Source organism: Amycolatopsis sp. NPDC049868 (assembly GCF_044461365.1).
Lineage (GTDB): Bacteria > Actinomycetota > Actinomycetes > Mycobacteriales > Pseudonocardiaceae > Amycolatopsis.
In genome coordinates this window covers 474125-492674 of record NZ_JBITKV010000001.1, presented here as the reverse complement: position 1 = coordinate 492674, position 18550 = coordinate 474125, and the positions used below count along the sequence as shown (strand labels likewise).

Genomic DNA, 18550 nt, shown 5'->3' with positions numbered 1-18550 from the left:
TGGCCAAGCAGCGTCCTGCCGACGTGATCGCGGACGCGGGTTCACCAACAGACACCGAGCACAGCGATGAGATGGGGTACCGGTGAACGGTTCGGCGGTGAAGGCGCACACGATCGCGCCCGGCAGGCCCGGTGCGCCGCTGGTGCTGTTCGCGCACGGGATGGAAGGCCACTGGAAGAGCTGGACGCCACTGGCCGCGCACCTCGATCAGGGCTACCGGATCGTTTCGCTGGAGCTGCCGTGGAAGGCGGGCAACGACTTCCGCTGGCGCAACCGCTCCTTCGGCAAGTGGCTCGGCGACGGACTGGACATGGTCGGCGCCGCCCCGGACGTCCTCGTGGCGCATTCGTTCGGCGCCAACGCCGCACTGGAGCTGATGTGCGCGCTCGACCCGCGCGTCGGTTCGTCGGTGGCGTTGTTCTGCCCCTTCTATCGCCTGCCCCGCTACGAGGTGACCTGGCGGATGTTCGAACGCTCGCGCGAGACTTTCACCGCGCACGTCGGCGAGGGTGTCCGGGCCCGGCTGGGCAAACGAGCGGCCTCGCTGGACCCCGAGGTCGTCGACGGCATGGTCAAGATCGCGCTGAACCGCGCCGGCCCGCTCGGCTTCGCGGCGGTGTTCGACCGCTACGCCGCGAGCGCCGACCTCCAGCTCGGCAACGTCGAGATCCCGACGAAGGTGCTGGTCGGCGGCCTGGACCCGACGCTGCCCGCCGAGTCCGCGCGTGCCCTCGCCGAAGGCATGCCGGGCGCGACGCTGCACACGCTCGACCGCGGTGACCACTTCTTCCACGTCCGCTACGCCCGGTACGCCGCGGCCGAGGTGACCGGCCTCGTCGAAGACGTCCGGACCCTTCCGAAGGTAGGTGAGCTCCGATGACCGCAGTCCTGCGGCCGACCCGGACCATCACGCACGGCCGCCCCGCGTTCGAGGGCGCCAACATCCGCACCTGGATCGGTTTCAAGCACTTCATGTACCTGGTCGAGCAGGGTGTCCTGCAGTGGCTGCGCGACCAGGGCACGAGCGCGCGCGACCTGTTCCTCGAGCACGGTCTCGGCGCGGAGATCGTGGACTGCTCGGTGCAGCTGCCCGCGGTGCTCGAACTCGACGACGAGGTCGAGGTCGAGGTCACCCCCGGCCGCGGCGACAAGCTGAACGTCCAGCTCTCGGTGGTCCGCGACGGCGAGAAGGTCACCGTGCTGCGCGGCAAGGTCACTGTCGCGCTGGTCCGCGAGCGGGCGGCCGACACCCGGGCCGCTGCGCCCGAGGCGTTGGCGCAGCTGGAAGTCCCGGCGCTTAAGTCCACTGTGGAGCGGATCGCGATCCCGGCCGGGGAGACGGCCGAGTCGGTGCTGACCGCCTCGCCGGGCGCGTTCCTGTGGTCGTGGCGGGCGCCGTACTTCTACTGCCACTACTCCGACCGCGTCCAGCACTCCGGTTTCGTCCGGACACTGGAGGAGGTCGTCGACCGGTACCTCGCCGACCGCGGTATCTCCGTCGGCCGCATGCTGTCCGAACGCGCCTGGATCCCGGTCGTCTCCCGTGCCCGCGTCCGGCTGCTGGAGGACGCGCGGATGGAGGAGACGGTGCACACCGTCTTCACCGTCACCGACATCCTGCGCGGGGTCATGTTCGACGGCCGCATGGACTGCTACGTCCAACGTGGACAGGAACTCGTCCCGGTCGCCACCGCCCAGATCCTGCACGGCTACGCCATCGCGGCCGGGCCGGGCGCGGGCGGGATGGCCGAGCTGGACGAGGGTGTGGTGCACGCGCTGATCGGGGACCGGACGTGAGCCGGCCCGCCAAGCTGTACTTCTCGCTGCGCAGCCCGTACAGCTGGCTCGCGATCAACAAGCTGCGCGACGAGGTGCCCGGTGCCCTCGAACAGCTGGAGTGCTACCCGTACTGGGATCCGGACACGGTGACCGGCGCCGGCCTCGACGAGCGCGGCGGCGAGTTCCACTACGTGCAGATGAGCCGCGCGAAGCATCTGTACATGCTGATGGACACCAAACGGATCGCCGAGGCGCAGGGCCGCAAGATGGCCTGGCCGATCGACATCGAGCCGTGGTGGGAGCTGCCGCATCTGGCCTGGCTGCGTGCGCGCCGTGAGGGCGTCCAGTGGCCGTTCTACGACGCGCTGAACGAGGCGCGCTGGGGCCGCGGCGACAACATCTGCGAGCCCGACATCGTGCGGGCGGCGGCCGAGCAGGCCGGCCTCGATCCGGAGCTGGCCGTCGGCGCGGTCGACGACCCGGAGATCCGCGCCGAGGGCGTCGACTGTCTCTACCAGGCCTATCTCGACGACATCTTCGGCATTCCCTACTTCAAATGGGGCCGCCACCGCTACTGGGGGTTCGACCGGCTGGACGGCTTCCTCGGGGTCTGGCGGCCGACGGTGCGAGAGGAGCGTGCGGCATGAGCGAGGAACAGGAGGCCACGGTCACGGAGCTGCCCACCGACCAGTGGTACGGCGTGCCCGCCGAGCTGCTGGACGAGGGCGCCGCCTACGACTGGGACAGCCCGGGCGGCTGCGGATGAGGACCGTCGAAGAAGAACGGCTCTACCGCAAACAACGGCTGGCGGCGACCATGCGGCTGTTCGCGGTGCGCGGTTTCGACGAGGGCGCGGGCGGGCACGTGACGGCCCGCGACCCCGGCGACCCGGACCGGTTCTGGATCAACCCGTTCGGTGTCCACTTCGGACACGTGCGGGTCAGCGACCTGCTGCTGGTCGACGGCCGGGGTGAGATCGTCGAGGGCGACGGGAGGATCAACCCGGCCGGGTTCGTCATCCATTCGCACGTCCACGCCGCACGGCCCGACGTCGTCGCGGTCGCGCACGCGCATTCCACCTACGGGCGCGCGTGGGCGGCGCTCGGCCGCAAACTCGACCCGATCACCCAGGATGCGTGCGCCTTCTACGAGGACCACGAGGTCTTCGACGAATTCGGCGGCGTGGTGCTGGATTCCGACGAGGGCAAACGGATCGCGGTCCGGCTCGGCACGGGCAAAGCGGTGATCCTGCGCAACCACGGGCTGCTCACGGTCGGCGGCACGGTACAGGAGGCCGCCTGGTGGTTCACCACCATGGACAGCTCGTGTCACGTGCAGCTGCTCGCGGAGGCGGCCGGGAATCCGGTGCGGATCGAGCCCGAGGTCGCGCGGCACACCGCATCGACCATCGGGACGCCGGGGATGGGGCGGCTCAACTTCCGGCCGTTGTACGCCGATCTGGTGCGCCGCCAGCCGGACTTGCTGGACTGAGGGGGAAGGAAGGGTCATGCCGGCTCTACTGAACGACTACATCGCCGAGGGCGGTGCCGGGACCGCGATCGCCGACGAGGCGGGCGCGGTCGGCTGGCGCCTGCTGGGGGAGCGGGTGAACCGCTGGATCGCCCTGCTGCGGGATCGCGGGCTCGGCGAGGGAGACCGGCTGGCCTGCGTACTCGGCAACCGCCGCGAGACCTTCGAGGTCCTGTTGGCGTGCCTGCATTCCGGGATCACCGTGGTGCCGATCAACTGGCATCTCACCGATCCCGAAATCGCCTACATCGTCTCGGATTCCGGCAGCAAGGCCCTGGTCGTCGAGCCCGCGTACGCCGAAACGGCCGGCCGCGCGGTGGCCCGGTCGACCGGGGAATGCACGACGCTGCTGGTCACCGGTTCCGCGGCCGAGTCGGGGTTCGAAGCGGTGGAACCGTTGCTGGCCCTGATGTCCGCGGCCGAACCCGAAGGACAGACCTGCGGTGCCACGATGTTGTACACGTCCGGGACCACCGGTGCGCCGAAAGGCGTGGTGAACGGCCTGTTCGTAACCGGCGCGCCGTTCTCCAGGGTGGCGAAACTGACGCGGTACGCGCACGTCGTCCTCGACGTCCCGTCGCGCGAACGGTGCCTGCTCGACGGGCCCTGGTACCACTCGTCCCAGCTGTTCTTCTCGCTGCTCGGGCTCTTGCTGGGCTCGACACTGGTGATCCGCCGGTCCTTCGACCCCGAGTCTACTTTGGACATCATCGACCGGGAGCGGATCACCGCCGCGCATCTGGTGCCGACCCAGTTCATCCGCCTGCTGCGGCTGCCCGCGGAGGTCCGTGAGCGGTTCTCGGGGGCCAGCCTCGGCCGCGTGTGGCACGGCGGCGGACCGTGCTCGCCGGACGTCAAACGCCGGATGATCGACTGGTGGGGCCCTGTGCTGACGGAGTACTACGGCGCCACCGAGGGCGGCGCCGTCACGCTCACCGGCTCGCGTGACTGGCTCGCGCACCCCGGCAGCGTCGGCAAGGCCGTGCCGCCGAACGAGATCGTGATCCTCGGCGAAGACGGCACTCCGCGGCCGCCGGGCGCCACCGGGCAGGTGTTCGTCCGGCGGGTCAAGGGACAGAGCTTCTCGTATCACAACGCCCCCGAGAAGACGCGGTCCGCGCATCTGGAACCGGGCACCTTCACCTTCGGCGACGTCGGCCACCTCGACGAGGACGGTTTCCTCTATCTCACCGGGCGTGCCCAGGACATGATCGTCTCCGGCGGGGTGAACGTCTACCCGGCCGAGATCGAGGCCGTGCTGATCAATCATCCGGTGGTCCAGGACGTCGCGGTGATCGGCGTCCCCGACGACGAGTTCGGTGAACGCGTCGCCGCCGTCGTGGAGGTCACCGCCGACGCCCCCGAAGACCTGTTCGCCCTGCTGGATCCGTTCTGCCGTGAGTCGCTGGCGGGGTTCAAGACACCGAGGGCGTATCACGTCATCCCGCGGCTGCCCCGCGAGGCGACCGGCAAGCTCCGCAAGGACGTGCTGCGCAAGAGCTTCGCGGCGATCGGGATCGAGCGGCCCGACATCGCGCATCCCGCGACGTTCGCCGACGGTGTGCCGCATGCGGAGTTCGCCCGCCGCCGCGAGACCGAACCGGTGGCGTGGACCCCGGAGCCGTTGCTGACCAGGCACTCCAGCGCCGGCAGTACCACTCAGCGCGGGTCCGGCTACTGGGCGGTTACGCGGTACGACGACGTGTACTCGGTGTCGCGGCGCCCTGAGGAGTTCTCTTCGGCGGCCAAGGGCGCCTTCCTGCCCGACCCGCGGACCCCGGGCGATCTCAAGCAGACCCGGCAGCTGCTGGTCAGCATGGACGGCCCCGAGCACGTCCGGATCCGCCGCCTGGTCGCGACGGTGTTCACCCCCAAATCCGTCCGCGGGCTGAGCGACAGCATCGCCGGACACGCCCGGCGGCTGGTGGAGAAGGTCACCGACGGCGAGGAGTTCGACGCCGTCGCCGACTTCGCCGCCGAGCTGCCGCTTCTGGTCCTCTGCGACCTGCTCGGGTTCCCGCCGGAGGACCGGCACCTGTTGTACCGCTGGAGCAACGCATTGGTCGGCTTCGACGACCCCGAGTTCGGTGGCGGCGACGTCGAGGCCTACCGCCGGACGTTCGCGGAGGCGTTCGCCTATGCGATGAAGCTCGGCATGAACCGGCGTGAAACCCCGGCCGACGATCTGATCAGCCGTCTGGTCAACGCCGAGGTCGACGGGAAACACCTGTCGGACCGGGAGTTCTGCAGCTTCTGGCTGCTGCTGGTGGTCGCGGGCAACGAGACCACCCGTCACCTGATCTCCGGTTCGCTGGAGGCGCTGGTGAACAACCCGGCGGAACGCGACCGGCTGGTGTCCGGCGAAGTGCCGGTGGCCACCGCGGTCGACGAGCTGATCCGCTGGGTCACGCCGATCATGCAGTTCCGCCGCACCGCCGTGCGGGACACGGAGATCGCCGGGCAGCCGGTGGCCGAGGGCGACAAGGTCGTCGTCTACTACACCTCGGCCAACCGCGATCCGGCCGTGTTCACCGACCCTGACCGCCTCGACCTCGGCCGCGACCCGAACCCCCACCTGTCCTTCGGTATCGGCCCGCATTTCTGCCTCGGCGCGCATCTGGCCCGGCTGGAGATGGCGACGCTGCTGACCGAACTGCTGCCGCATCTGTCCCGCCTGCGCCTGACCGGGCCGGTGACCCGGCTCGAATCGAATTTCGTCAACGGCGCCAAGTCCATGCCCGCCCGCTTCGGATGATTCCCCAAGAAAGGGAGGCCGTCGTGCCCTCGAAACCTGTCCAGCCGAGCCGTGCGGGAACGGTCCCCTGGCCCGCCGACCTGGTCGAGCGTTACGTCGCCGAAGGCCACTGGAAGGGCCAGGCGCTCGCCTCGCGCTTCGTGGCCGCCGCCGACGCGACCCCGGACGCCGAGGCGTTGACCGACGGCGGCTTCCGGCTGACCTACGCCGAACTCCTGTCCCGTGTGGACGGTGCGGCCCAGCGGCTGCGGGCATTGGGACTCCGGCCCGACGACCGGCTCCTCGTCCAGCTGCCCAACGGCTGGGAGTTCGTCGTGCTGACGCTGGCGTGCTTCCGGCTCGGCGTGATCCCGGTGATGGCGCTGATCCAGCACCGCAGGCACGAACTGTCCTATCTGGCCGAGCTGTCCGAAGCGCGCGCGATCGCCGTGCCGGACCGGGTGAAGGACTTCGACCACCAGGAACTGGCGGCCGGGATCGCCGCCGGGGCCGAGACCATCGAGCACGTCATCGTCGCCGGCGACGCCCGCGACGGGCACGTGGAACTGCGTGCGTTGTGCGCCCCGGCATCGGACCCGGTGGCGGCGCGCGCGGAGCTGGACGCGCTGACACCGGACCCGCGGTCGGTAGCGCTGCTGATCCTTTCCGGCGGTACCACGGGGCTGCCGAAGCTCATCGCACGTACTCACGACGACTACGCCTGCTATGTCGACGGATCCGCCGACGCGTTCGGTTTCGACGCGTCGTCGGTGTATCTCGCCGTGCTGCCGTTCGGCCACAACTACCCGCTGAGCGCGATCCTCGGCGTGCTGTGGGCGGGCGGCCGGGTGGTCGTCTCGCCGTCGCCGTCCCCGCGGGATTCGCTGGGGGCGATCGAAGCCGAACGGGCCACGGTGACGTCGGTGGTGCCGGCGATCGTGGTGCGCTGGCTCGAATACCGCGAAGCCGACAAGCACCACGACCTGTCGTCGTTCAAGGTGCTGACGCTGGGCGCCGCGCGGCTGCAGGATCAGCTGGTCCGCCAGATCAGCTCGGTGTTCGGCTGCACGCTGCAGCAGGGTTACGGGATGGCGGAGGGGCTGACCAACCTCACCCGGCTGGACGATCCGTTCGACATCACCTGCGACACCCAGGGCCGTCCGATCAACCCGGCCGACGAACTGCGCGTCGTCGACGCGGACGGGAACCCGGTCCCGCCGGACGAGCAGGGCGAGCTGATCACCCGCGGCCCGTACACGATCCGCGGCTACTACCGCGCGCCCGAACACAACGAGCGTGCGTTCACCCCGGACGGCTGGTACCGCACGGGCGACGTCGTGCGGCTGCGCCCGGACGGCTACGTCGTCGTCGAAGGGCGCACCAAGGACGTGATCAACCGCGGCGGCGAGAAGATCGCGGCCGAGGAGGTCGAATCCTTCGCCTACCAGCTCGATTCGGTGGAGATGGCGGCCTCGGTCGCGATGCCGGACCCAGTGCTCGGCGAACGCGGCTGCCTCTATGTCGTGCCGACGCCCGGCACCTCCGTCGCGTTGCAGGACGTCATCGACGTCATGGAGACGGCGGGGGTCGCCCGGTTCAAACTCCCCGAACGGCTGGTGATCGTCGACGCGATGCCGCGCACCCCGATCGGCAAGATCGACAAGAAGGTGCTGCGGGCGGACATCGCGCGACGGCTGGAAGAAGAAGCCGCCTGACTCGCTGGTGAGTGGTGAGGACGGTTCTTTTGAGAGGTAAGGCGAAGGTGGCAGGTTGCGAAAGCCGCTTTCGCAACGTTGAAGGTTGCGAAAGTGGCTTTCGCAACGTCTGCGGGGGCGGGAGCGTGGCCGGCTCAGGGTGGTGAAGGCCTCCTTTCCTACGCTGAAGGTAGGGAAGGAGGCCTTCGCTACGCCGCCGACGTGGCTTTGGTGAGCCCCACGGTCCGGGCGTGTGTCGCGAAAGCCACTTTCGCGACGTGTGATGTCCCGAAAGTGGCTTTCACGACACGATCGCAGACGGCCGCGAGCTTGACCGCCCGCCGTACTCACGATCTGTTTTCACGACGCGCATTCTCGCAGAATGGAATAAGACGAGCCCATCCCCACAATGCGAAGCTTGCAGTGCAGCCGGTTTCCGGCCTGGGTTCCGCCGCGTGACGTGGAAATGCTCGAACGCGGTTCACCCCCATCGCTTTGGGAGAAAGGACGCACAATGAGCGTTACCGCAACGCGGCAAGGCGGGCCGCCCGCAGCCGCGGAAAAGCCGGCCAAACAACGCTATCTGGCCGTCGACGGCCTGCGCGGGGTCTGCGCGCTGGCCCTGCTCTTCACGCATGTCGCGATGATCGCGGGGGTGCTGGGCACCAAGGAACTCGGCGGCACGATCGCTTCGACCAGCGCGGTCGGCGGATTCTTCACCGGCGGCCTGCAGATCTTCGCCGGCGTTTTCTTCGTGCTCACAGGCATGTTCGTCTACCAGGGGTTCGCGAAATCGGTCATCAACGGAACCCCGCGCAAACGCGAAGGCACGGTCATCCGCCGTGTGCTCCGCCTGCTCCCCGCGTACTACGTGATGTACTTCGTGGTCCTCATCGCGCTGAACCTCCAGCAGATCGACAGTGTATGGGACGTCTTCCGGCCGTTGGCGCTGCTGCACATCTACGACTGGGATGGCTGGAGCAACGGCATGGAGATCACCTGGACCGTGCCGGACATGGCACAGTTCTACCTCCTGCTTCCGCTGCTGGCCTGGGCGACGTTCAAGTTCGCTTCCCGCGGCAAGACCGCGCGGGCACGGGCGTACCGGATGATGCTCCCCGTGCCGCTGCTGTTCGCGGCCGGTATCGCCTGGCTGCTGTACTCGCAGATGAACGGTCTCGGTACCCGTGCGCTGTTCTGGTACCCGATGGGCCTGATGCCGGAGGTCGCGATCGGCATGGTCATCGCGATCTGGCTGGAGCTGCAGAAGGCCTCGCCGAACGAGGCGCCCAAGCTGCTCACCTTCGCCGGCCGCCACCGCGTCCTGTTCCTCGGCATCGCGCTGACCTGCCTGCTGATCAACTGCGCCCGTCCCGGCAGTGAAATCGGCATGGACGACTACTACAGTCTCACCGCGCTAGGGATCTTCTACGGCTTGCTGGCCATTCTCTCGGCGAGCCTGTTGCTTTCGATGGTCGCGCCTGGACCCGAGTCGCGCGTGATCCGCGCCGTGTTCACCAACCGGGTGATCCTGTTCATCGGCAAGATTTCCTACGGCGTCTACCTGTGGCAGTTCGCGGTGATGCATTTCTACCTGCAGAAGCCGAACGCCTACTTCAACGGGGAGCCGATGCCGCTGATGCTGATCCGCGCCGGTACCGGCTTCTGGGAACTGCAGTTGGTCACCCTGGTCGGCACGATCATCCTGTCGACGATCTCGTACTACGTGCTGGAACGTCCGTTGATGAACTGGGGTGAGCGGGTCATCAAGCGCCGTGCCGCCCGCAAGGCCGCGGCCGCGCTGCCGCGACCGCGTGAGGAATCGGTCCCGGTCTAGTCCCTTGCTCCTCGATCCGCCGGCCTGGTGTCCGCCACAAGCGGACGCCAGGCCGGTCCAGCATGGAGGTTCGCCGTGTCGTTTTCCGCGCCCTTGAAGGGTTTTCAAGCCCGGCTCTCCGGATCCGGCCCGGTCGTCGAGACGGTTCTCGACCGGCTGCGGATGCTGGAGGCCGACGTCGGTGGCGGGCGGCTCGGTGCCTTCGGCCTGAGTGGGCCGGATGTCTCGGTCGAGGCCTGTCTGCGCGGGCCGTTCTCGGAGAATCTCGTGCAGGCGGGCTGCGGGATCATGGCACTGCACGGACGGTCCGAGGCGCAGCCGCGGCCGCTGGGTGTCGACTACGTTTCGATACTCACCGGGATCGCCGCCGTCCAGGGCATGCTGGCCGCGACTTTGGCTCAACTGCGCGGAAACCCCGTGTCTCGCGTCGAGCTGGGCGCGGACGGGGTCGCGTTGCTCGCGGTCGGGCAGTACATCGCCGCGGCCACCGCGGACGAGGATCCCGAGGGGTACGAAGACCTGCCGTCGACAGCGCGGCCGCCGTTCGTCTCCGCCGACGGGATCGCGTTCGAGGTCGAGTCCTTCAGCGGTGAGGCCTGGCAAGGGTTCTGGTCCTCGCTGGGGACGCCGGAGCGCGCGATCGCCCGTGGCTGGCGGCCGTTCCTCCTCCGTTACGAGCGCGCGTCGGCGGTGCTTCCGCGCGAGCTGCACGAGGCGGTCGAGTCCACGTCGTTCGAGGAGATCCGCACGATCGCCGCCTCGACCGGGATGCACGTCTGTCCTGTTCGGACGGTTTCGGAGCGGCGCGCCGACCCGGACGCGGGCCTGCCCCCATGGACACTTCGCGCCGGACGGGCGGCGCCGCCGGCATCCGGTGCCGACGCCGGTCTGCCGCTCGCCGGGATCCACGTCGTCGAGTCGACCCGCCGGGTGCAGGGCCCGCTGGCGACCCGGCTGCTGTCGCTGCTCGGCGCGACCGTCACCCGGATCGAACCGCCGGGTGGTGATCCGCTGCGGGGTATGCCGCCGATGGCGGGTGACTGCTCGGCGAAGTTCCGCGTGCTCAACGACGGCAAGCGGATCGCCGAGATCGACTTCAAATCGGCCGCGGGCCGGGATGAGGTCATGGACCTGGTCCGCGACGCCGACGTGTTCCTGCACAACTGGGCACCGGGCAAGGACGTCGAACTCGGCCTGGACGCGGCAGCCATGCACGCGGTGAACCCCGGGCTGGTCTACGCCGCGGCGTGCGGCTGGGGTGACGCGCTGGGGAAGCATCCGCCCGCCGGTACGGACTACATGGTCCAGGCCTACTCCGGGGTGGCCGACGCGCTGACGCCCGCGGGCGCGCCGCCGCGCCCGACGTTGATGATCATGGTGGATATCGCGGGAGGATTCGTTTCGGCGGAAGGGATCCTGGCCGCGCTGGTGGCACGTCAGCGCACCGGCCGCGGCGGCGCGGTCACGACGTCGCTGCTCGCCGCCGCCGACGCACTCCTGCGCGAGCCGTCGTCCACCGCCGTCGACGGTGTCTTCGCCGCTGCCGACGGGCTCCTCGCGATCGTCACCGAAGACGTCGGGGCGCTGTGCTCGAAGCTGGACATTCCAGTGCCGCCACTGGAAGAACTGCCGGACGCGATCACGAAGGTGCTGGGTGCGCTGCCGGTGGCGGACTGGGAAGGCAGGCTGGGTGCGATCGCGGTGCCCGTCCGGCGTGATCTGGGCACCCTCGTCTCGCGCCATCCCGAGCGGTTCGAACGGAACGGCTGCGCGATCGCCGTCTCACCGTGGATCTTTGGAGGAGCTTCGTGATGAGTGGGAACACGCTGAGTGTGCTGGGCTCCGACGTCAAAGTGGGGCTGGCCGACGGGACGAAGATCGCCTACGCCAACCTGGACTACGCGGCCAGCGCGCCTTGCCTGCGCGAAGTGGCCGACGTCGTGGGAGAACTGCTCCCGCTCTACGCGAGCGTGCACCGGGGCGCGGGCGCGCTTTCCCGGTTGTGCACGGAAAAGTACGAACTCGCCCGGTCATCCGTCACCGCGTTCCTCGGTTGCCGAGCCGACGACGAGGTGGTGTTCACCCGCAACACCACCGACGCGCTGAACCTGCTGGCCCACGCCGTTCCGCCGGGCACCGTGGTGGTCACGTTCGAAGGCGAGCACCACGCGAACCTCTTGCCGTGGGCCGACGTCGTCCGGCTCCCGGCACCGTCTTCACCGGAGGCGGCGGTTTCCGCCGTCGAGGCCGCGCTCTCCGCGCGGACCGCCGGACGTCCGGTCCTGCTGGCCGTCACCGGCGCGTCCAATGTGACCGGTGAGGTCTGGCCGCTCGCCGAACTGGCGGCCACCGCCCACCGCTTCGGCGCCCGCATCGCGGTCGACGCCGCCCAGCTCGCGCCGCACCGGCGGATCGACGTCGCCGCGCTCGGCCTCGACTACGTGGCTTTCTCCGGCCACAAGCTGTACGCCCCGTTCGGCGTCGGCGTACTCGCGGGCCGGGCCGACTGGCTGGACAGCGCGCGGCCGTACCTCTCGGGCGGCGGGGCCACCGCCCACGTCGGGGACACCGATGGCGACGTTCACTGGGCGGTCGGCGCCGCGCGGCACGAGGCGGGCTCCCCGAACGTCATCGGCGCGGTGGCGCTGGCCGCCGCGTGCGATGCCCTCGCGGCGGCGGATCTGGACGCGCTCCGGGCCGACGAGGACGCGCTGACGACCCGGCTGCACGAGGGCCTGGCGGCGATCCCCGCGGTCCGGATCCTGGGCGGCGGCTGGCCGGACAGGCTGGGCATCGTGTCGTTCACCGTCGACGGCGTCGAGACGCGCACCGTGTCCACCCGGCTGGCCGAGGAGTTCGGCATCGGTGTGCGCGACGGCCTGTTCTGCGCCCACCCGTTCACCCGGCGGCTGCTGGACCAGGCGGGCGCGACCGCGCCGACGGCGGTGCGCGCGAGCATCGGCATCGGCACGACGCCCGAGCACATCGACCGCCTGATCACCGGCATCCGGACCATCGCGAGCGGTGAACCGCTCACTCCGCGCGCAGCGGCACGATCACGTCGGTGAGGTAGTCGGCGGGATCCGTCACGGTGTCCGGGCCGTTCAGATATAGCTCGCGTGGCGGTCCGGCCGGGGTACGCCCGTGCTCGCGGACCCAGGCGAACAGTGCGTCGTATGCGGAGCCGACCTGGTCGTACGGTCCCCGGTGCGAGGTTTTCGCGGCCGGGCCGCCGGGCAGGGTGACGTAGTCGATGCCGCCTCGCGACGGGGGAGTGCCGGTGACGGGCACGTAGAGGTCGATGCCGATCTCGTCGCCAGGCTTGAAATCGGCCGGATACGCCGCTTGAGGCGGTCCGGCCGGCGTCGCCCCCGCTCCGGTCACGCCGGAATAGAGCTCCGCGAAGCCGGCACTCACGGCGTTCCCGATCTCCTCGGTCGTGGTGTGCCGGTGCACGTGGGCGGTGGTCACGGGTTCGAGGTCGGTGACGTGCACTTGATAGGTCATGGAACGAGGATCTGCCCGCGGCCTCGGCGGCAGGAGGGTCGAAGGGCCTCGCTGTCAGGGTCCCGCGGTCCTCACGGGAGGCCGTCGGCGGAGCCAGGTCCCTAAGTCTCTCTCGGAGGCGCCGTTGGTCCCTGGCCGGTCCCGGCCGGGCAGGCGTAGCCAATAAGGCGTACACGTCTGGCAGAGAGGACACCGAATCGATGCGGGTCAACGGAACCACGGTGACACCGGAAGTGCGGGTGACGGTACGTGGCGAGATCCCGGTGGAGGCGGCCGGACGCGCCGGAAAGAAGGTCGCGCGGCTCTTCCGGTTCGCGCCCCGCCCGGTCCTCGCCGCGTCGGTGCGGTTGAGCAGGAACGAAAACCGCTCCGTCGAATGCCCGGTCGTCGCGCAGGCCGGCTTCGACGTGAGCGGCAGGCCGGTCCGCGCGCAGGTCACGGCGCCGAACGCGGAGGAGGCGATCGACCGGCTGTGCGCCCGGCTCCGCCGCCAGCTGGAACGGAGCACGACGTATTTCCGGGCATCGAGAAGCGTGGGGCTGGACGCCGATCCCGGAGAGTGGCGGCACGAGTCGGCGCCGGCGATCCGGCCGCCCTGGTATCCGCGGCCGGAGGCGGAACGGGAGATCGTCCGGCACAAGTCCTACTCACTGGCCCGGTCGACCATCGACGAGGCCTACGCCGAAATGCACCTCCTCGACTACGACTTCCACTTGTTCACCGAAGCCGGGAGCAGGCAGGACAGCGTGCTCTACCACGCGGGCCCGACCATGCACCGGCTCGCGCAGCTGACCCCGCCGGGACCGCATATCCTCAGCCCGTTCAAACTGGCGGTCACCATCAGCCCGCAGCCGGCGCCCTTGCTGTCCACAATGGAGGCTGTGGAACGAATCGGGTTGACCGGACTGCCGTTCCTGTTCTTCCTCGACGCCGAGCGGGGCCGGGGCAGCGTGCTCTATCACCGCTACGACGGTCACTACGGACTGATCACCCCGGCGGCCTGAGATGGCAGTGCTCGCGGTGGCCGGTTTGACCAAGCGGTTCGGTGACCGGGTCGCCGTCGACGACGTCGGCTTTTCGATCTCCGCCGGTGAGACCTACGGCCTGCTCGGACCCAACGGCGCCGGGAAGACGACCACGATCCGGCTCGTGTGCGGCCTGCTGCGGGCGGACGCGGGGAGCGTCACGATCGCGGGCGAGACGGGCGGCGGGATGATCGCCGCCAGGGCGCGGATCGGTTACGTGCCACAGGATGTCGCCCTGTATCCGGATCTCACCGCGCGGGAGAACCTTCGCTTTTTCGCCCGCTTGTACCGGCTGCGCGGGAAGGGACTCGAACGGCGGGTGGGCGAGGTACTGGAGCTGATCGGTCTCACCGATCGTGCGAAGGAGCGGGTCGAGTCGTTTTCCGGGGGCATGCGGCGCAGGCTCAATATCGGCGCGGGCCTGCTGCACCGGCCCGCTCTGCTGGTCCTCGACGAGCCGACGGTCGGGGTCGATCCGCAGAGCAGGCACGCGATCATGGAGAACGTCCGGTCGTTCGGCGCGGCGGGGATGGCCGTCCTCTACACCACGCACTACATGGAGGAGGCCGAACGGCTGTGCGACCGGGTCGGCATCATCGACCACGGCCGCCTGATCGCCGAAGGCACCCGCCGGGAGCTGATCGAGCGGCTCGGCGAGCACGACCGGATCATCCTGTCGGCCGACTCCGCTCCGGCCGGGCTGGCGGAAAGCCTCCGTGCGGTGCCGGGTGTCGAAAAGGCCGGCCTGGCGGGGAACGAAGCGCAGCTGATCGTGCGGGACGGCAGGCGCATGCTGCCGTCGGTGCTGAACGTGGTGGAGAAGGCGGGGGTGGCCGTGCGTTCGGTCGAGGTGACCGAACCGGATCTGGAGGCGGTCTTCCTGCACCTCACCGGGACCGCGCTCCGCGACTAGGGCTCCGATATCAGGTTCCGGAACCACAGGAGGTGGCCGATGAACGCGGTGTTCGTGGTGGCGGCCAAGGACCTGCGTCAGCGTCTGCGGGACCGGTCGGCATGGGTGCTCGGCTTCCTCGCACCGGTGGCCGTGGCGATGCTGGTCAGTTTCGCTTTCCAGGGAGTCGAATCCTTCCACACCAAGGTCGCCGTCGTCGACGAAGACCGCGGTCCGCTGGCGACGGCGTTCACGGGTTTCCTGTCGAACCCCGACTTGGGCTCGGTGCTCACGGTGGAGCCGGTGAAGGGGAGCGCCGATGCGCGAACGCGGCTCGACGACGGCGAACTCGGCGCGGTGTTCGTCCTGCCCGCCGGTTTCTCCGACGCCGCCCACGGTGGCACGCCCGGCCCGGTGACCGTACTGTCCAGTGTGGACTCGCCGTTGGCCGGCGCGGTCGCGCGGTCGATCGCCGAGTCGTTCGTGGCGCAGCTGAACGCCGACCGGCTCTCGATCGCGACCGCGCTGGCCGCCGGTGCGCCGCCCGGTGATCCGGCGGAAGCCGCGGCATTGCGCCTTCCGGAACAGGTCGTCCCGCGACCGGCGGGGACGAAACAGATCAGCGGGGTGGGCTATTACGGCCCCGCGATGGGGATCTTCTTCATGTTCTTCGCCATCGGTTTCGGCGCCAAGGGCTATTTCGAGGAAAGGCAGAACGGGACACTCGACCGGATCGCCGTCGCTCCGGTCGGGCCGGCCGCGATCCTGACGGGCAAGGCATTGGCCACTTTCGTCTACGGCGTCGCCAGCCTGTCGTCCGTCGCGCTGGTGACCGGTCTGGTGTTCGGCGCGGACTGGGGGCCGCCCTTGGCCGTGGCCGCGGTGATCGTCGCGCTGGCTCTGACGCTGGTCTGCCTGACCGCCTTCGTGATCGCGGTGGCGGGCAACGACCGGCAGGCCGACGGCATCGCGTCGATCGTCGTTTTCGGCCTGGTGCTGCTCGGCGGGAACTTCTTCCTGGTCGGTGGCGCGCCGGAGTACATGCGGCGGCTCGCCCTGCTGACCCCGAACGGATGGGCGCTGCGGGCCTTCACCGATCTCGCCGGCGGGGCGGGATGGTCCGCCGTCGTCCTCCCGCTGGCCGCGATCCTCCTGTTCTGCGTGGTGGTTTCGGCGATCACCGTGCCCTTGTACCGGTGGAGGCTTCGATGAACGTCGTGACCATCGCGATGGTTTCGCTGCGGCGGCTGGCTCGTGACCGGATCGCCTTGTTCTTCATCGTGTTGCTGCCGGTGGTGGTGATACTGGTGATCGGGGCGGTGGCACGCGGGCAGGGTGGGTTCCGGATCGGCGTGGTGGCGGACGAAGGGCGGTTCGCCGGAGAACTCACCCGTGGCCTCGCGGGCGCCGGGTCGCTCGTGACCAGTCGGTTCGACAGTCAGGCCGAGGCCACGGACGCGTTGCGGCGTAACGAGATCGACGCGGTCCTCCGCATACCGCCCGGCTTGGACGACACGCTCGCCGCCGGCGGGTCCGTCGAACTCCCCCTGCTCACGACCGCGGCGTCGGGGTCCGGGCAAGGTGCGTGGCCGGCGGTCGCCGCGGTGGTCGCCGACCACGCGGCGGCGGTGCAGGCGGCTTCTTTCGCCGCACGGGAAACAGGTGGATCCTTCGAACGGCTGCTGCCGCTCGCCAGGTCACTCGACGCCGCCGTTCCCCAGATCACCGTCCGCGCCGAAACCGTCGGCAGCACCGGTGAGATCCTTCCGCCAGGGTTCAGCTACAGCGCCCCGACGATGCTGGTGTTCTTCGTCTTCATCAACGCGCTCGCGGGCGGCGCGGCGCTCATCCAGACCAGGCGGCTAGGGATACACGCGAGGGTGCTGGCCGGGCCTGTCCGGCCACGCGACGTCGTACTCGGCGAAACATTGTGCTACCTGGCGTTGACCCTGCTCCAGTCAGGCCTGATCATCGTCGTGGGGGCATTGCTCTTCGGTGTGAGCTGGGGAGATCCGGTCGCCGCCGCGACGTTGACGGTCACCTGGGCCCTGGTCGGCGCGGGAGCGGGGATGCTGAGCGGAACCGTGTTCCGCACCCCGGAGCAGGCGTCGGCCATCGGCCCGGCGATCGGTATCGGCGCGGGTATGCTCGGTGGCTGCACCTGGCCGTTGGAGATCGTGCCGCCGGTCGTTCGCACGGTGGGGCACGCGACGCCGCACGCTTGGGCCGTCGACGCTTGGACCGCCATCCTTTCGCGTGGTGGCGGACTCGGGGACATCCTGGGGCCGTTGGCCGTGCTCGGCGGCTTCGCGATCCTGTTCCTCGGTGTGGCTTCCCTGCGGCTACGGCGATCACTGTTCGCCTGAACCGGTTTCCGCCATCCGCCGCAGCGCCGCACGGGCCACGCCGGAAAGCGTGATGGTGATCGCGAGCCCGATGGCGAGATTGATGATCGCGGTCGCGAGGCGCGCGTCGAGGTCGGCGGTCAGGCTGAGCGGCATCACCACGGCGATCGCGGTGAACAGCACCATGATCCAGCCGAAGAACAGCCGTGCCCTCGGCGTGGTCAGCAGGAGGAGGTGAAGCAGAGCCGTCGCGCCGAGCGCCACCGCGGCCGACGCGAGCGCGTAGGTGACGGTGTTCGCCCCTCCCCACGCGCTTTCGCTGCTCGGTGCGAGTACCGCCACTTTGACCAGGCCGCGGGCGATCAGAATCCCGACGATCGCGGTCAGCGCCGCGGTCACCGCCGTCGCCGCTCCACCCGCCCACAACTTGCCGCCGTCGACCGGCGGCCGGTCCTTGTCGTCGAAGTCGTTGTCCATACGGATGACTGTGCGCCCCGGCGAGAGTTCGGCGAAGAGGCTAAAAGCGCGGCCGTGCGGGTCTTTCGGCCCATACGTGCCAAGTACCTCAGCGTCAGGCCTCAGGGCGCTCGTCAGTGTCGCGCACCTGCACGTACTGCTGGATGCCGAAGAGCCGCCAGGTGCGGCCGCGCGCGTGTGAGAGCTGAGGGAAAGCCGCGGCGGCGTCGATGATCGTGGGATTCACGACCTCGTGGCTGTCACCCTTCTGCTCGATGGTGGCGTGCCCGGCGGCCAGCAGGTTCTGCAACCAGTCGACCTTCGTTCCGTACGGTAACGGGATGATGAAGCCGGTTTCGGTGCGCGCCGCCACCACCGGTGTGGCGTACGGTTTGCCGGAGCGGCGACCGGTATGCCGGAGAACGGAGACGTACCAGTGTTTTCTGCCGGCCAGCCGCAGCATCGCTGGGTTCAGTACTCGCTTGTTGAAGGCGCGCACCGCGTCTCTGCCGCTGTCGCTTCGGGTCTTCTTTCCTGTCGTCATCTCGGCCTCCTGGATTCTGTGGTCGGCCGGATGTTCCCTGCCCGATCCGGGAGCCGGTGAGAGACCAAAGCCCTTTGCCTGCGGGCCTTCCGGCCGCGACGCCCGCTGACAGAGCTCTACGGCCCCGGTCGAATCGACTTTGTTCCCTAGCCCGGTCGCGCCCGGACGCGCACCCTTGATCGAAGAGAGTTGCTTTGTGTCCATTAT

Annotated in this window: 17 protein-coding genes; 14 read left to right on the top strand and 3 right to left on the bottom strand. The window is 69.4% G+C overall.

Annotation, left to right across the window (positions count from 1 at the left end; translation table 11 throughout):
• The first annotated feature begins 82 nt into the window (after nt 1–82).
• From ACIBTM_RS02520 to ACIBTM_RS02475, 10 genes are all read left to right on the top strand, one after another.
• Nucleotides 83–880, top strand: a complete 798-nt coding sequence (locus ACIBTM_RS02520) for an alpha/beta fold hydrolase (RefSeq protein ID WP_395874809.1) — start codon at nt 83–85, stop codon at nt 878–880.
• On the top strand, nt 877–1797 hold the full coding sequence (locus ACIBTM_RS02515; protein ID WP_395874807.1) for a thioesterase: 921 nt from the start codon (nt 877–879) through the stop codon (nt 1795–1797). The genes ACIBTM_RS02520 and ACIBTM_RS02515 overlap by 4 nt, the downstream gene beginning before the upstream one ends.
• Entirely contained in the window at nt 1794–2426 is a 633-nt protein-coding gene (locus ACIBTM_RS02510) for a 2-hydroxychromene-2-carboxylate isomerase (protein ID WP_395874805.1), read from the top strand. The genes ACIBTM_RS02515 and ACIBTM_RS02510 overlap by 4 nt, the downstream gene beginning before the upstream one ends.
• Nucleotides 2423–2545: a hypothetical protein gene (locus tag ACIBTM_RS02505; RefSeq protein WP_256464200.1), complete on the top strand. Its 123-nt coding sequence runs from the start codon at nt 2423–2425 to the stop codon at nt 2543–2545. The genes ACIBTM_RS02510 and ACIBTM_RS02505 overlap by 4 nt, the downstream gene beginning before the upstream one ends.
• Entirely contained in the window at nt 2542–3270 is a 729-nt protein-coding gene (locus ACIBTM_RS02500) for a class II aldolase/adducin family protein (protein ID WP_016336889.1), read from the top strand. The genes ACIBTM_RS02505 and ACIBTM_RS02500 overlap by 4 nt, the downstream gene beginning before the upstream one ends.
• Before the next feature lie 16 nt (nt 3271–3286).
• Entirely contained in the window at nt 3287–6064 is a 2778-nt protein-coding gene (locus ACIBTM_RS02495; protein ID WP_395874804.1) for a cytochrome P450, read from the top strand.
• A 23-nt stretch (nt 6065–6087) separates the two neighbouring features.
• Complete coding sequence (locus tag ACIBTM_RS02490) at nt 6088–7758, top strand: (2,3-dihydroxybenzoyl)adenylate synthase (protein WP_395874802.1); 1671 nt, start codon at nt 6088–6090, stop codon at nt 7756–7758.
• A 493-nt stretch (nt 7759–8251) separates the two neighbouring features.
• Entirely contained in the window at nt 8252–9574 is a 1323-nt protein-coding gene (locus ACIBTM_RS02485; RefSeq protein ID WP_395874800.1) for an acyltransferase family protein, read from the top strand.
• A 75-nt stretch (nt 9575–9649) separates the two neighbouring features.
• Nucleotides 9650–11386: a CoA transferase gene (locus ACIBTM_RS02480; protein ID WP_395874798.1), complete on the top strand. Its 1737-nt coding sequence runs from the start codon at nt 9650–9652 to the stop codon at nt 11384–11386.
• Nucleotides 11386–12642, top strand: a complete 1257-nt coding sequence (locus ACIBTM_RS02475; protein WP_395874796.1) for an aminotransferase class V-fold PLP-dependent enzyme — start codon at nt 11386–11388, stop codon at nt 12640–12642. Before ACIBTM_RS02480 ends, ACIBTM_RS02475 begins: the two co-directional genes overlap by 1 nt.
• On the opposite strand, the gene ACIBTM_RS02470 is transcribed toward ACIBTM_RS02475, so the two are convergent.
• Nucleotides 12608–13081 carry a GyrI-like domain-containing protein gene (locus tag ACIBTM_RS02470; RefSeq protein WP_395874794.1) on the bottom strand — a complete coding sequence of 158 codons (474 nt, stop codon included), beginning with the start codon at nt 13079–13081 and terminating at the stop codon, nt 12608–12610. The genes ACIBTM_RS02475 and ACIBTM_RS02470 overlap by 35 nt on opposite strands.
• 200 nt (nt 13082–13281) lie before the next feature.
• Between ACIBTM_RS02470 and ACIBTM_RS02465 the strand changes: the two genes are divergently transcribed.
• Genes ACIBTM_RS02465 through ACIBTM_RS02450 form a run of 4 tightly spaced genes read left to right on the top strand, consistent with a single transcriptional unit; the run spans nt 13282 to nt 17364 of the window.
• Nucleotides 13282–14085, top strand: coding sequence for a sigma 54 modulation/S30EA ribosomal C-terminal domain-containing protein (locus tag ACIBTM_RS02465; protein WP_395874792.1), 804 nt, complete (start codon nt 13282–13284; stop codon nt 14083–14085).
• 1 nt (nt 14086) lies between these two features.
• Complete coding sequence (locus ACIBTM_RS02460) at nt 14087–15019, top strand: ATP-binding cassette domain-containing protein (protein ID WP_395874790.1); 933 nt, start codon at nt 14087–14089, stop codon at nt 15017–15019.
• A 39-nt stretch (nt 15020–15058) separates the two neighbouring features.
• The gene (locus ACIBTM_RS02455) at nt 15059–16210 is read left to right on the top strand and encodes an ABC transporter permease (RefSeq protein WP_395874788.1); all 1152 of its coding nucleotides are present in this window, start codon (nt 15059–15061) and stop codon (nt 16208–16210) included.
• The gene (locus tag ACIBTM_RS02450) at nt 16207–17364 is read left to right on the top strand and encodes an ABC transporter permease (RefSeq protein WP_395874786.1); all 1158 of its coding nucleotides are present in this window, start codon (nt 16207–16209) and stop codon (nt 17362–17364) included. Before ACIBTM_RS02455 ends, ACIBTM_RS02450 begins: the two co-directional genes overlap by 4 nt.
• Here ACIBTM_RS02450 and ACIBTM_RS02445 read toward each other — a convergent pair.
• Together ACIBTM_RS02445 and ACIBTM_RS02440 are read right to left on the bottom strand one after the other, a co-directional pair.
• Nucleotides 17350–17820 (bottom strand): DUF6069 family protein, encoded by a 471-nt coding sequence (locus ACIBTM_RS02445; protein WP_395874784.1) that lies wholly within the window; start codon nt 17818–17820, stop codon nt 17350–17352. The two genes, ACIBTM_RS02450 and ACIBTM_RS02445, sit on opposite strands and share 15 nt — an antisense overlap.
• Nucleotides 17821–17914: 94 nt before the next feature.
• Nucleotides 17915–18547, bottom strand: a complete 633-nt coding sequence (locus ACIBTM_RS02440; RefSeq protein ID WP_395874782.1) for a nitroreductase family deazaflavin-dependent oxidoreductase — start codon at nt 18545–18547, stop codon at nt 17915–17917.
• Nucleotides 18548–18550 lie beyond the last annotated feature (3 nt).